Annotated in this window: 16 protein-coding genes; 12 read left to right on the top strand and 4 right to left on the bottom strand. The window is 68.7% G+C overall.

The features are described from left to right. Positions 1-18 precede the first annotated feature (18 nt). The 3 genes from IB278_RS12770 to IB278_RS12760 all read left to right on the top strand — a co-directional run bounded on the left by IB278_RS12770 (position 19) and on the right by IB278_RS12760 (position 1,646). Positions 19-291 carry a DUF2164 domain-containing protein gene (locus IB278_RS12770; RefSeq protein WP_145746155.1) on the top strand — a complete coding sequence of 91 codons (273 nt, stop codon included), beginning with the start codon at positions 19-21 and terminating at the stop codon, positions 289-291. Between the two features lie 73 nt (positions 292-364). Beyond that, a complete protein-coding gene (locus tag IB278_RS12765) occupies positions 365-790 on the top strand; it encodes a hypothetical protein (RefSeq protein WP_145746156.1) in 426 nt (141 codons plus the stop codon). Between the two features lie 58 nt (positions 791-848). Further along, on the top strand, positions 849-1,646 hold the full coding sequence (locus IB278_RS12760) for an enoyl-CoA hydratase/isomerase family protein (RefSeq protein ID WP_192323600.1): 798 nt from the start codon (positions 849-851) through the stop codon (positions 1,644-1,646). 4 nt (positions 1,647-1,650) lie between these two features. Here the strand turns inward: IB278_RS12760 and IB278_RS12755 are convergent, their stop codons facing one another. Continuing rightward, positions 1,651-2,754 carry a M14 family metallopeptidase gene (locus tag IB278_RS12755; RefSeq protein ID WP_192323599.1) on the bottom strand — a complete coding sequence of 368 codons (1,104 nt, stop codon included), beginning with the start codon at positions 2,752-2,754 and terminating at the stop codon, positions 1,651-1,653. A 37-nt stretch (positions 2,755-2,791) separates the two neighbouring features. Next, the gene (locus IB278_RS12750; protein ID WP_192323598.1) at positions 2,792-4,123 is read right to left on the bottom strand and encodes an MFS transporter; all 1,332 of its coding nucleotides are present in this window, start codon (positions 4,121-4,123) and stop codon (positions 2,792-2,794) included. A gap of 133 nt (positions 4,124-4,256) precedes the next feature. Here IB278_RS12750 and IB278_RS12745 point away from each other — a divergent pair, with 133 nt between their 5' ends. Next, on the top strand, positions 4,257-5,162 hold the full coding sequence (locus IB278_RS12745; RefSeq protein WP_192323597.1) for a LysR substrate-binding domain-containing protein: 906 nt from the start codon (positions 4,257-4,259) through the stop codon (positions 5,160-5,162). On the opposite strand, the gene IB278_RS12740 is transcribed toward IB278_RS12745, so the two are convergent. Beyond that, entirely contained in the window at positions 5,163-5,825 is a 663-nt protein-coding gene (locus IB278_RS12740) for a glutathione S-transferase (RefSeq protein WP_192323596.1), read from the bottom strand. Between the two features lie 114 nt (positions 5,826-5,939). On the opposite strand from IB278_RS12740, the gene zigA reads away from it, so the two are divergent. Next, positions 5,940-7,133, top strand: coding sequence for a zinc metallochaperone GTPase ZigA (gene zigA / locus IB278_RS12735; protein WP_192323595.1), 1,194 nt, complete (start codon positions 5,940-5,942; stop codon positions 7,131-7,133). A 12-nt stretch (positions 7,134-7,145) separates the two neighbouring features. Here the strand turns inward: zigA and IB278_RS12730 are convergent, their stop codons facing one another. Continuing rightward, a complete protein-coding gene (locus IB278_RS12730) occupies positions 7,146-7,613 on the bottom strand; it encodes a Fur family transcriptional regulator (protein ID WP_145746163.1) in 468 nt (155 codons plus the stop codon). A gap of 108 nt (positions 7,614-7,721) precedes the next feature. Here IB278_RS12730 and IB278_RS12725 point away from each other — a divergent pair, with 108 nt between their 5' ends. The 7 genes from IB278_RS12725 (at position 7,722) to IB278_RS12695 (ending at position 12,926) form a co-directional block, all read left to right on the top strand. Further along, entirely contained in the window at positions 7,722-8,393 is a 672-nt protein-coding gene (locus IB278_RS12725; RefSeq protein WP_145746164.1) for an alpha/beta hydrolase, read from the top strand. Next, entirely contained in the window at positions 8,390-8,689 is a 300-nt protein-coding gene (locus IB278_RS12720; RefSeq protein ID WP_015866417.1) for a putative quinol monooxygenase, read from the top strand. Before IB278_RS12725 ends, IB278_RS12720 begins: the two co-directional genes overlap by 4 nt. 120 nt (positions 8,690-8,809) lie before the next feature. Next, complete coding sequence (gene gshA, locus IB278_RS12715; RefSeq protein ID WP_192323594.1) at positions 8,810-10,366, top strand: glutamate--cysteine ligase; 1,557 nt, start codon at positions 8,810-8,812, stop codon at positions 10,364-10,366. Between the two features lie 180 nt (positions 10,367-10,546). After that, entirely contained in the window at positions 10,547-10,927 is a 381-nt protein-coding gene (locus IB278_RS12710; protein WP_145746166.1) for a response regulator transcription factor, read from the top strand. A 106-nt stretch (positions 10,928-11,033) separates the two neighbouring features. Further along, on the top strand, positions 11,034-11,957 hold the full coding sequence (locus tag IB278_RS12705; RefSeq protein WP_192323593.1) for an SDR family NAD(P)-dependent oxidoreductase: 924 nt from the start codon (positions 11,034-11,036) through the stop codon (positions 11,955-11,957). 101 nt (positions 11,958-12,058) lie between these two features. After that, on the top strand, positions 12,059-12,490 hold the full coding sequence (locus IB278_RS12700) for a nuclear transport factor 2 family protein (RefSeq protein ID WP_192323592.1): 432 nt from the start codon (positions 12,059-12,061) through the stop codon (positions 12,488-12,490). After that, on the top strand, positions 12,480-12,926 hold the full coding sequence (locus IB278_RS12695; protein ID WP_145746169.1) for a MerR family transcriptional regulator: 447 nt from the start codon (positions 12,480-12,482) through the stop codon (positions 12,924-12,926). Before IB278_RS12700 ends, IB278_RS12695 begins: the two co-directional genes overlap by 11 nt. Positions 12,927-12,932 lie beyond the last annotated feature (6 nt).

The following is a 12,932-nucleotide window of genomic DNA, read 5'->3' as shown; positions in this document are numbered from 1 at the left end:
CCATCGAGAGCGGCACGCATGACCATCGAGATCTCCAAGGAAGCCCGCCAGCAGGCGATCGCGTCGATCGAGCGCTACTTCAACGAGAACATGGAAGAAAAGATCGGCAACATCGCGGCCGGCGCGCTGCTCGGCTTCTTTCTTGAAGAGGTCGGCCCCATCGTCTACAACAAGGCCGTGGCCGACGTGCAGGAGCGGCTGCAGTCGCGCATCTCGGAGGTCGATCTCGAAGTGCACGAGGACGAGTTCCAGTACTGGCGCAAGTTCGAACGGCAGAAAAAGAGCCGGTAGCCTGCGCCGGGCGTCGTGCGCACGCATCGTCCGGCGTTCAAAGATGCTTCCAAACGTTGCAGAATCCCAAGCCATGCAACCACACCGTCCCATTTCGCGTTTTGCGCCTTCTTCGCTGCTGCGCACCCTTGCCGCCTTGCCGCTCGTCCTGGCCGCTTCCCTCGCGGCTGCCCAGCAGGATCCGGCGTCGTTCCCACTGGATTCGGTCGGCTACCTGAACGAGGAGCTGCCGCGCATGGAGGCTGCCATCGCCGCCAGGGACCGCAGCTTCTTCCACGGCGCGATGGCCCGCACGGTGGAGTTCTCCGAGCGCTGGGGCTTCAAGGCGCAGGCCAATCCCGACCTGGCCAAATATCCGATGTGCACCGAGGCGGTGATGGACTATGTGGTCGTCGGCATGTGCAGGCTCAATCCCGCGAGCGATGGGTGCGAGCCCGGACTGGCGCCGCGTTTCGAGGCGAATGTGCAGCGCTGCCGCGAGGTGGCGGCGCGAAAATAGGCGTCCCGTCCTTCGACGCCAAAGAAAGTCCCCGCATGCGATGCGGGGCGGAGACACCATGGACTACTCCCGCTACCAGACCCTTGCCATCACGCGCCGCGGCGCCCATGGCGCGGTGCTCGACATCCAGATGCGCGCGGCCAACGGCAAGCTGCCCACGGCCGGCCACGACGGCCATCGCGAACTGGCCGAGATCTGGCGCGACGTGGCGGCCGACGACACGGTGCGCTGCGCGGTGCTGAGGGGCGAGGGGCTGGGCTTCTCGGGCGGCGGCGACCTGGCCATGGTGCAGGACATGACCACCGACGACGCGGTGCGCCAGCGCGTCTGGAAAGAAGCCCGCGACCTGGTCTACAACATCATCAACTGCGACAAGCCCATCGTGAGCGCAATGCACGGCCCGGCCGTGGGCGCGGGCCTGGTGGCGGGGCTGCTGGCCGACATTTCCATCGCGAGCAAGGACGCGAAGATCGTCGACGGCCACACGCGCCTGGGCGTGGCGGCGGGCGACCACGCAGCCATCGTCTGGCCGCTCCTGTGCGGCATGGCCAAGGCCAAGTACCACCTGCTGCTGTGCGAACCGGTGAGCGGCGCGGAGGCCGAGCGCATCGGCCTGGTGTCGCTCGCGGTGGACGAGGCCGAGCTGCTGCCGCGCGCCTACGAAGTAGCCGACCGGCTCGCGGCCGGCAGCCAGAGTGCGATCCGCCTGACCAAGTACGCGCTCAACAACTGGCTGCGCCAGGCCGGCCCGACCTTCGACGCCTCGCTGGCGCTCGAATTCATGGGCTTCACGGGCGCCGACGTGCGCGAGGGCGTGGCCTCGCTGCGCGAGCGGCGCGCGCCGAACTTCGGCTGATCGGTCAAGCCTTGCGCAGGCCCTGCAGCGTCTGCAGCAGCACGACGCGCGTCTGCCCCAGCACCATGCCCTTCCATTCGTCGTTGTCGCAGTAGAACGCGTCGCGCAGCTGCTGGCGGATTTCGCGCTTCTGCGCCTCGGGCGCCTGGGGGTGGCGGCGCAGCCAGGTGTCGGCGCGCAGGCGGGTCAGCACTTCGCCGTCGGGCAGCGTGCCGAACTCCAGGCCCATGGGCGCGATGCTGGCGTTGGGGCACTCGTCGTAGGCGATGGAGACCACCGGTCCCGACACGTCGGCCGAGGCCGAATCGCCGGCAAAGGGCGCGAATACGTCGGCGCCCCACCAGGCTTGCGCCTGTGCAAGATCGGCCGGCGCATTGCGGCCCGGGTAGATCTTCTCGCCGTGGCCGTAGGGACCGAGGCCGGTATGGACGTCGATCCAGCCGATGTGCGTGGCCGACGCGGCGTAGCTGCGGAGAATGGCGCGCATCGTGCGGTTGCTCCACGAAGGCGCGGTGCCGCCGTAGAACAGGCCATCGGGCGAGCTGTATTGGCCCCGGGTGACGGCTGCGCGGAAAGCGCGCACGCCGTGCTTCTCGACATAGGCGGCCATGGCGGCATCGTCGGCGGGCGTCGGCGGCCAGGTGGCGGGCAGCACCAGCGGCTCGACCTCGGCGTACTCCGCATTCACCGGCAGCGGCGCGCCGAAGTCGATGTGGTTGCGGTTCAGGTCGATGTTGTCCTCGTTGGTGCGGTGCAGGTGCGAAAAGCCGTGCGGGTTGACCGCATGCACCAGCAGCAGCGCCACGCCCGCCTGTTCGAGCCGGCCCAGCAGGTCGGCGTCGTGCAGCGTGGCGAGCTGCGCGCCCGAGCCGCAGAAGCCCTCGGGGCCGTGCGTGCCCGAGGTGACGAGCAGCAGCTTCTTCGCGTTCCTGGTGCCGATCAGCGCCACGTCGGTCGCCAGTTCCTCGCCGAGCGCGCCGCGATGCGTCGGCAGCACGAAGGATTCGACCGCGGCGCCGCGCATTGCCGCGGCATCGAGAAACTTGGCGCGCGCTTCGGCGTAGGTGCCCGAGAAATGGCGGGTGGCGGCAGTGGAGGGGGTGTGCATGGGGGCTCCTGTGCGTGGATGTCGTGAGTGTTGTTCGTCAGGCGGCTGCGTGGGCACCGGCCGCATCGATGTCGCGGCCCGTGTGGTCGCGCAGCCAGACGAGGCCGAGCAGCGACACCACCGTCATCGCCACAAGGTACCAGGCCGGCGCGAGCTTGCTGCCGGTGGCATTGAGCAGCCAGGTGCTGATGAAGGGCGCAAAGCCGCCGAACAGCGCCACGCCCACGCTGTAGACCAGCGACATGCCGCTCGCGCGCACCGCCTTCGGGAACATCTCCGGCAGCATCGTGATGCCCGGCACCGTCTGGACCACGAGGCCGACGCTCAAGACGCCGAGCACGATGAACAGCACGGCAGGTGTCGGCGAGGCGTTGAGCCACAGGAAGCCCGGATAGATCAGCACCGCCAACGCCATGCGGCTCCAGAGGATCAGCGGCTTGCGCCCGACCACGTCCGACAGCCGCCCCACCAGTGGCGCCAGCGCGAACGAGATCAGGCCCGTGAGCGCAGCGCCGAACAGCGCCACCGAGGGCGTGAGCCCGAGTTCGCGCACCGCATAGGTCGGCATGTAGAAGGTCACCACATAGGCGGCCGTGGTGCCGCCGACCAGCGAGAGAATCGCGGCCAGCACCGTCCGGCCGTGCCGCGTGCAGACGATCTTCAGGCTGCTTTCGCGCGGCGCGACGGCCGCCTCCGGCGAGATGTGCAGCGACTCCTCGAGGTGGCGGCGGATGTACATGCCCACGGGTGCGATCAGCATGCCCAGCACAAAGGGCACGCGCCAGCCCCAGCTCTGCATGGCCTCTGGCGTGAGCGAGAAGCTCAGGCCGCCCACCACCACGGCGCCGAGCATCACACCCAGGCCCTGGCTCGCGAACTGCCAGCTGGCCATGTAGCCGCGGTTGGCCGGCGTGGCGTGCTCGACCAGCAGGGTGGTCGATGCGCCCACCTCTCCGCCGGCCGAGAAGCCCTGGATCAGCCGCGCCAGCACGATGACGATGGGCGCGGCTACGCCGATGGCCGCATAGGTGGGCGTGAAGGCGATCAGCGCGCAGCCCAGTGCCATCAGGAAAATGGTGAGCGTCATGGCCTTCTTGCGGCCCGCTCGGTCGGCGTACGCGCCAATCACGATGCCGCCCAGCGGCCGCATGATGAAACCCACGCCGAAGCTCGCCACTGTGAGCAGCAGCTGGCCGTAGGAATCGAAGGTCGGGAAGAACAGCTTGCCGATCACCAGCGCGAGAAAGCCGTAGACAGTGAAGTCGAAGAACTCCAGGCCGTTGCCGATGGTGGTGGCGACGATGGTGCGGCGCCGGCTGGTGCTCGTGGCGGCGGGGATCGCGGAGTTCGCGGGGAAAAGGGCGCTCATGTCTCTCCAGTGTCTTGTTGCAATGGCAGGCCGGGGGAAGTGCCTGATCGGCGTCGGATGCTAAAGAGTGGGTCCGCTGCTGAAAAGACAATAATTGGGCGATGACGATAACTTTTGGTTGTCATTCCCTCCGATGAAACCCAATCAGCTGCATGCCTTCGTGGCCATGGTCGAGCAGATGAGCATCCGCGCTGCGGCGCGCGTGCTGGGGCTTTCGCAGCCCGCGGTGACCAAGATCGTTCGCGAGCTGGAGCGCGAGGTGGGCGCGCCGCTGGTGGAGCGCAGCGTCAAGGGCGTGCGGCTCACCGAATACGGCGAGGCCTTTGCGCCGCGCGCGCGGCTGCTCCTGGCCGACATGCGGCGCGCACGCGACGAGATCGCGCAGATCCGCGACGGCGTCAAGGGCACGGTATCGATGGCCGTGAGCGCCTCGTTCGCGCTCACGGTGCTGCCCGTGGCGTTCAAGGATTTCCACACACGCCTGCCCGCGGTCCATGTGCAGTTCAGTGAGGCCGTGCTGCCGATGATGCTGTCGCGGCTGCGCGAGGGCTACCTGGACTTTGCGGTGGCCCATGTGGTGCCCGGCACGCTCGACGCGGAGTTCGAGGCGCTCGAGCTCTTTCCGGTGCAGCTGGTGATCGGCATGCGCGAGCGGCATCCGCTGCGTGCGAGCCGGTCGCTGCGCGAGCTGTACACGGCCGAATGGATACTGCCCGGCGACGGCGACCACTTCAGCGGCCGCGACACGATCTCGCCGCTGCTGCCGCTCGGCCTGCCACCGCCAGCACGCGTGATCCAGGGGCAGTCGGTCACCGTGGCGCTGGCACTGGTGGGCACCATGGACCTGATCGGCATGTTCGTGGAGCCGCTGGTGCGCCTGACCTTCAAGCGCCACGGCATCCGCCGGGTCGAGGTGGAGGAACCGCTGCCCGTGCTCAGCGTGTGCGTGATACGCCGGCGCGGCCAGCTGCTGACGCCGGCCGCGCAGCACTTCGTCGAGTGCATCCAGCGCGCTTCCTTGGCTGCGATGAATGCCTGATCAGGCCGGTGGGTAGGCGGCACCCGCTTCGCCCGGAACCCAGGGCGCGTACTTGTGCATCGCACGCTCGAACAGCGGCGAGGCGGTCCAGCCCGCGAGCCAGGCGCGCAGCAGCGGCCAGGGCTGGCTTTCGAACCACGCGGGCTCGACCATCGCGAACTGCCGCACGAAGGGCATGACGGCGGCATCGGCCAGCGCCGCCCGCGCGCCGAAGAGCTGCGGCCCGGCACTGGCGAGCCGAGCTTCCAACTGCAGCAGGAACTGCGCACCCAGCTCGCGCGCGCCGCCGGCGGGCGCGTCCGCGAAGCGGCCCGGGTATTTGTAGCGGTCCAGCTGCGGCTTGAAGTGCTTGTCGCATGCGGCGACGAGCACGAGCATGCCGTCGAGCGTGCCCGCCTCGGGCGCGAGCCAGCGCAGCGGATCGTTGCGGCGCAGCGTCCACAGCATGATGTCGAGGCTCTGCTCCAGCACGGTGGCGTCGGGCAGCACGAGCACCGGCACCGTGCCCTTGGGCGAGGCGGCGAGCATTTCTTGCGGCTTGTTCTTCAGCACCACTTCGCGCAGCTCGCAGCGCTCGCCGCTGGCGGCCAAGGCCAGCCGGGCGCGCATCGCGTAGGGGCAGCGGCGAAAGCTGTAGAGGATGGGCAGGCGAGGGTCTTGCATCGAGCGCAGGAGTCTATGCGCGCGGCAGCGCCGGTGGAAGACCGGTCGTACTCAAACGCAACTGTGTTGCGATGGTTCATATAATGCAATTCTGTTGCATATAGGGCCATCCCCATGACCGACCGCCTCCCCGTCACCGTGCTGTCCGGCTTTCTCGGCGCCGGCAAGACCACGCTGCTCAACCACATCCTGCACAACCGCGAGGGCCGCCGCGTGGCGGTCATCGTCAACGACATGAGCGAGGTCAACATCGACGCGGCGCTGGTGCGGAACGGCGGCGCCGAGCTCTCGCGCACCGACGAGAAGCTGGTCGAGATGAGCAACGGCTGCATCTGCTGCACGCTGCGCGAAGACCTGCTGCTCGAAGTGGGCCGGCTCGCGAGGGAAGGGCGCTTCGACCAGCTGGTGATCGAATCGACCGGCATCTCCGAGCCGCTGCCGGTGGCCGAGACCTTCACCTTTGCCGGCGAGGACGGCAAGAGCCTGGCCGACGTGGCGCGCCTGGACACCATGGTGACGGTGGTCGATGCCTTCAACTTCCTGCGCGACTACGGCTCGCCCGACAGCCTGGGCCAGCGCGGCCAGTCGCTGGGCGACGAGGACACGCGCACCGTGGTCGACCTGCTGATCGAGCAGATCGAGTTCTGCGACGTGCTGGTGGTCAACAAGGCCGACCTCGTGAGCGCCGAGGAGCGCGCGCGCCTGGTGGCCATTTTGCGCAGCCTCAATCCGCGTGCGCGCATCGAAATTGCGGCGTTCGGCCGCGTCGGGCTCGACCGCGTGCTGGACACCGGCCTGTTCGACTTCGAGCAGGCCGAACGCGCACCCGGCTGGCTGGCCGAACTGCGCGGCGAGCACCCGCCCGAGAGCGAGGCCTACGGCATCCGCAGCTTCGTCTATCGCGCGCGCCTGCCGTTCCATCCCCAGCGCTTCTGGGAACTGGTGCAAGGCGAGTGGGAGGGCGTGGTGCGCTCCAAGGGGTTTTTCTGGCTGGCGAGCCGCGCCACGCGGGCCGGTTCATGGTCGCAGGCGGGCGGTGCCTGCCGCTATGGCGTCGCAGGCCTGTGGTGGGCCGCCGTGCCGCGCGAACACTGGCCGGCCGACGAGGAAGCGCTGGAAACCATCCGCAGGAACTGGGACCCGGCCACCGGCGATGCCCGCCAGGAGCTGGTGCTGATCGGCATCGGCATGGACGAGGCCGCCCTGCGTGCGCGGCTCGATGCCTGCCTGCTGACCGAAAGCGAAATGCGCCACGGCGCTTCGTCGTGGGCGAATCTGCCCGATCCTTTTCCGTCCTGGAACCTGTAGCCGGTCCGGGGCTCAGCCCCTGCATTCCCCGCAGGTGCCGTGCAGCGTGAGCGCGGTGTGGCGGGTGTCGATGCCCTGCTTGCGCAGCTCGCGGCCGAGCCGGCTCATCACCTTGGGCAGCTCGGGATCGGAGGGCAGCGCGAGCACCTTGTGGCACTGGTCGCATTCGAAAGTGTTGCCCGAAGCGGCTTCCACGTGGCGCGAAAAGCGGTTGACGCGGTCCGCGCCCACGCGCCGGTCGCACAGGCCGGCGTCGACCAGGCGGTCGAGCACGCGGTACACCGTGACGCGGTCGGGCGCCTCGCCGGCGGCGGCGGTGTAGGCGGCCACCACATCGTCGTGTGTGAGCGGCTGCGAGGCGTGCTCCAGCAATTCGAGCACGGTCTGCGCGGCGCGCGTCACGCGCAGCCCGCTGCTGCGCAGCAGGGCTTCGCTGGCGGACGCCGTCGCGGCGATGGAGGGCTTCGGATGCGGGCTCATTGGTTTTCCTGGAACCGACATTGTGTTGCATTCCGTGAGCCCGCGCCCTGGGCGGCCCGAATGCGCTAAGGTCTGGTTTTTCGCGTTCCTGAATACCTTCTACCGACCATGTCCAGATCCCCGATCGAAATCGAGACCGCTCCGAATCCCACCGCCACGGTGATCGTGATGCACGGCCTGGGCGCCGACGGGAACGATTTCGTGCCGATTGCCAACGAGCTCGACCTTTCGAGTGTGGGCCCGGTGCGCTTCGTTTTTCCCAATGCACCGGTGATCCCCGTCACCATCAACGGCGGCTACCGCATGCCGGCCTGGTACGACATTGCCGTGGCCGACCTGGCGGCGCGCGAGGACGAGGCCGGCCTGCGCCGCTCGCAGGCCACCATCGAGGCCTTGATCGCCAACGAGAAAGCCCGCGGCATCGCGGCCAACCGCATCGTGGTGGCGGGCTTCTCGCAGGGCTGCGCCATGGCGCTCCTGACCGGGCTGCGCCACACCGAGCGGCTGGCCGGCATCGTCGGCCTCTCGGGCTACCTGCCGATTGCCGCCACCACCGCGGCCGAGCGGCATGCGGCCAACCACGACACCCCGGTTTTCCTGGCCCACGGCCGGCAGGACCCGGTGGTGCCGCTCGAACGGGCCCTGCAGTCGCGCGACGCGCTCACCGCGCTGGGCCATCCCGTCGAGTGGCACGAATACACGATGGCGCACTCGGTCTGCATGGAAGAAATTGCCGACCTGAACCGGTTTCTTCTGCGCGTGCTGGAGACAAGAAAATGATCCTCGTCATCGGACACGCCATGGCGAAACCCGAAACCCTGCAGGCGATGCTGGCCATCAGCGTGGAGCACGTGCTGCGCTCGCGCACCGAGCCCGGCTGCATCTCGCACGAGGTCAGCGCCGACGTGCAGCAGCCGCTGCGGCTCAGCTTCGTGGAGCGCTGGAGCGACATGGCGGCGCTGAAGGCGCATTTCCGCGTCGAGGCGTCGCGCGCCTTCGGCAAGGCGCTGGCCGCCATGGCCGACGGCACGCCGCAGATCTCCATCTACCAGTCGGAAGAGATCGAGCCCGCATGAGCCAAGCTATCAAAACAATAGCGGCGCGCAGCATAGCGGAAGGCGGGATTCCCTGCACGAGCAGCGCCCGCGCGGCCGTGCTACCTTCCAGCCCCTCAGAGATTGACGGGTCATAACAATATGAGCAGCAGATTGCAGGAGAGGCTGGGTGCGCTCTCAGCCGCGCGGTTGAAGGGCATGCGGCGCGGCATCGAGAAGGAAAGCCTGCGCGCGCTGCCGGACGGCAAGCTCGCGCTCACGCCGCACCCGCTGGCCCTGGGATCGGCGCTGACCCATCCGCACATCACCACCGACTTCAGCGAATCGCAGCTCGAGCTCATCACCGGCGTGCATGCCAGCGCCGAGTCGGCGCTGGAGGAGCTCACGCGCGTGCACCAGTTCACCTACCGCGTGCTCGCCTCGCTCGGCGACGAGCGCCTCTGGGTGTCGAGCATGCCCTGCGGCCTGCCGACCGACGAGACCATTCCCATCGGCCGCTACGGCTCCTCGAACGTCGGGCGTGCCAAGAGCGTCTACCGCATGGGCCTGAGCCACCGCTACGGGCGGCGCATGCAGACCATCTCGGGCATCCACTACAACTGGTCGCTGCCCGACGTCTCCAGCGAACAGTATTTCGCGCTCATCCGCAATTTCCGGCGCCATGCCTTCCTGCTGCTGTACCTGTTCGGCGCTTCGCCCGCGCTGTGCTCGAGCTTTGTCGCGGGGCGCCCGCACGAGCTGCAGCCACTGGGCGACGGCAGCATGTTCATGCCGCATGGCACGTCGCTGCGCATGGGGCGCCTGGGCTACCAGAGCGACGCCCAGGCCTCGCTGGCCGTGAGCTACAACAGCCTCGAGGGCTACGCTGCCTCGCTGCAGGACGCGCTCACGCGGCCCTGGCCGGCCTACGAGGCCATCGGCATCCGCAATCTCGGCGGCGACTACAACCAGCTGGCCACCAGCCTGCTGCAGATCGAGAACGAGTTCTACGGCACGATCCGGCCCAAGCGCGTGATCCACCCCGGCGAGCGCCCGCTGCATGCGCTGCGCGAGCGCGGCGTCGAGTACGTCGAGGTGCGGCTGATGGACCTCGATCCCTTCGAGCCGGTGGGCATCAACGCGCAGACCATGCGCTTTCTCGACGTGTTCCTGCTGCAGTGCCTTCTGAGCGACAGCCCGGCTGATACGCCCCAGGAAATCGCCGAGCTGGCCCACAACCAGCACCTCACGGCGGCGCGCGGACGCGAACCGGGCCTGCAATTGCTGCGCGGCGGGCGCGAGGTGGGGCTGGCCGACTGGGGCATCGAGCTGGTCGAGCAGTGCCGGCCCATCGCCGCCGCGCTCGACGCCGCGAGCGGCGGCACGCAGCATGCCGACGCGGTGCGCGCCGCGCTGGCCGCCCTGCAGAATCCCGGCAGCCTGCCTTCGGCGCGCGTGCTGGCGGCGGTCGAAGAGCGGCACGGCAATTCCTTCATCGGCTTCGTGCGCGCGCAGGCGGAGCAGACCCGCGCCACGCTGCTGGCGCTGCCGTTCTCGGCCGAGCAGCAGGCCGAATTCGAGCGCATGACCGAGGAATCGATCCAGGAGCAGAAGCGCATCGAAGCCGCCGACACCATGCCGTTCGAGATCTACCGGGAGCAGTACGTGTCCCCCGCGCGCCTGGGGCTGGGCCGCGGGCGGGTGGCCGTCGCGGCCTGACCGTCCAGCGCGTCCCACTGCCACACGGCCCGCCTGACGACAGGCGCGAGGCGCGATGGCCTACAGGCATTGGCCGGCATCGCCCACCGTGCGCGCTGCCACCGCGGCGACCATGGGTGGCATGCATTCCGAACGCTTCAGATTTTCACTCCGGCCCGTGGCTCGGCCGGAGATTGCGGCATGACTTTCAAGGCCTACCTTGTCGAGGACAGCCCGCTGATTCGCGAAAACCTCGTCGGCTTTCTGCACGACGTGGCCGACGCGGACGTGGTGGCCTGCGCCAGCAGCGAGGAAGAGGCCGTGCGCTGGCTCGACAATCACCGCGACGACTGGGACCTGACCATCGTCGATCTTTTCCTGCAACGCGGCAATGGCCTGGGCGTGGTCAGGGCCTGCCGCGGCCGCGCGGCCAAGCAGAAGGTCGTGGTGCTGAGCAACTACGCCACTTCCGAAATGCGCCAGCGCTCCGCGCAACTGGGCGCCGATGCCTTCTTCGACAAGTCGGCCGAGCTCGACCAGCTGGTGGCCTACTGCGAAACGCTGCGTCACGCGCGCGACTGAGCCCGCTTCCGGGCGGCCCCGCCGGGACGCCTTTCTGGGGTAAAACGCCACGCGGCCGTCGTGGCGGCCTTCGGCACACCCATTCCCAAGGAAAGAAAGCAGCGAGATGAGCAACAGCACCATCGACTTCAAGGGCCGCGTGGCCATCGTGACCGGCGCGGGCGGCGGCCTGGGCCGCCAGCATGCGCTGGCCCTGGCGGCGCGCGGTGCCAAGGTGCTGGTCAACGACCTGGGCGGTGCCCGCGATGGCTCCGGCGCCTCGGTGAGCGCGGCGCAGGCCGTGGTCGACGAGATCGAGGCCGCAGGCGGCCAGGCCATGGCCAACGGCGCCTCCGTCACCGATTTCGAGGCGGTGCAGGCCATGGTGAAGCAGGCGGTCGACGCCTGGGGCCGGGTCGACATCCTGGTCAACAACGCCGGCATCCTGCGCGACAAGAGCTTTGCCAAGATGGAGCTCGCCGATTTCAAGCTGGTGGTCGACGTGCACCTGATGGGCGCGGTGAACTGCACCAAGGCCGTCTGGGCGCTCATGAATGAGCAGAAGTACGGCCGCATCGTCATGACCACCTCGTCTTCCGGCCTCTACGGCAACTTCGGCCAGAGCAACTATGGCGCCGCCAAGCTCGCGCTGGTGGGGCTCATGCAGACACTGAGCATCGAAGGCGCGAAGAACGACATCCGCGTCAACTGCCTGGCGCCGACGGCGGCCACCCGCATGACCGAGGGACTGATGCCGCAGGAAGTGCTGGACGCGCTCAAGCCCGAGGCAGTGGTGCCCGCCATGCTGGTGCTGGCGGCCGAGAACGCGCCGAACCGCACCATCCTCTGCGCTGGCGCCGGCACCTTCGAGGCCGCGCACATCACGCTGACGCAGGGCGCCTGGCTCGGCATCGGCGTGGACACGCCCGAGCAGCTGGCCGCACGGCTCGCCGAGGTGACCTCGCGCGAGGGCGAGATCGTGCCGCAGAGTGGTTCGGCCCAGGGCAGCAACGAGGTCGGCAAGGCGATGGCCAACGCCCGCAAAGGCTGATCCGCAATCCGGTCCATGGCCGCTTGACCTCGAGTGCACTCGAGCATTTCCAATGGGTTTCGCCGGGCCTTCCGGTTCATTCATTCCCCAGGAAAGCAGCCATGAACACGACAGACGACAGCAGGGCGCTGGTGCAGCGCATCCATTCCGAGCTGGACCAGGGCAACGGCCAGTTCTTCATCGACAGCCTGGCCGACGACGCCCGCTGGACGCTCCAAGGCAGCACGCCGTGGTCGCGCACCTACGCGGGCAAGGCCGCCATCCGCGAAGAGCTGCTCGAGCCGCTGTTCGCGCAGTTCGCCGGGCCCTACGTGAGCAAGACCGAGCGCATCATTGCCGAGGGCGACCGCGTGGTGGTGCTGTTCAGCGGCGACGTGCCCACCCGGGCCGGCAAGCGCTACAACAACCGCTACTGCTACATCTACCGCATCGAAGGAGGCAAGGTGAAAGAGCTGATCGAGTACTTCGACACCGCACTGGTCGAGCAGGCGCTCGAGGCGCCGCCGGCGGCGGCTTCTGCCCATGCCGGCTGAGGGCGGCGCGCCCTTTCACATCGGGGAGCTGGCACAGCGCACCGGCCGCACCGTGCATGCCATCCGCTGGTACGAAACGCAGGGCCTGGTGCCGGGCGTCGTGCGCGACGATGGCGGACGGCGCCTGTACGGCGAGCTGCACGTCGGCTGGCTCGACCTGATGGACCGGCTGCGCCGCACCGGCATGTCGATTGCGGGGATGCGCGAATACACCGCGCTGGCGCTGCAGGGCAAGGCCACGCTGCGCCAGCGCCGCGACCTGCTTGCCGCGCACCGCGCGCGCGTGGCCGAGACCATTGCGGACTGGAACCAGGCGCTGTCGCTGGTCGAGCGCAAGATCGATTTCTACGACGACTGGATGCAAAGCGGCCACCGGCCGCCCCTGCTGCCCGCTGAAGCGCCGCGCGCGCCGCCGCCCCGGCGAAAGGCGCGGTAGCCCGGT

The organism is Variovorax sp. VRV01 (assembly GCF_014852545.1).
Taxonomy (GTDB): domain Bacteria; phylum Pseudomonadota; class Gammaproteobacteria; order Burkholderiales; family Burkholderiaceae_C; genus Variovorax; species Variovorax beijingensis_A.
Note: the sequence above shows the minus strand (reverse complement) of the source record. Positions and strands in the feature narration are given on the sequence as shown.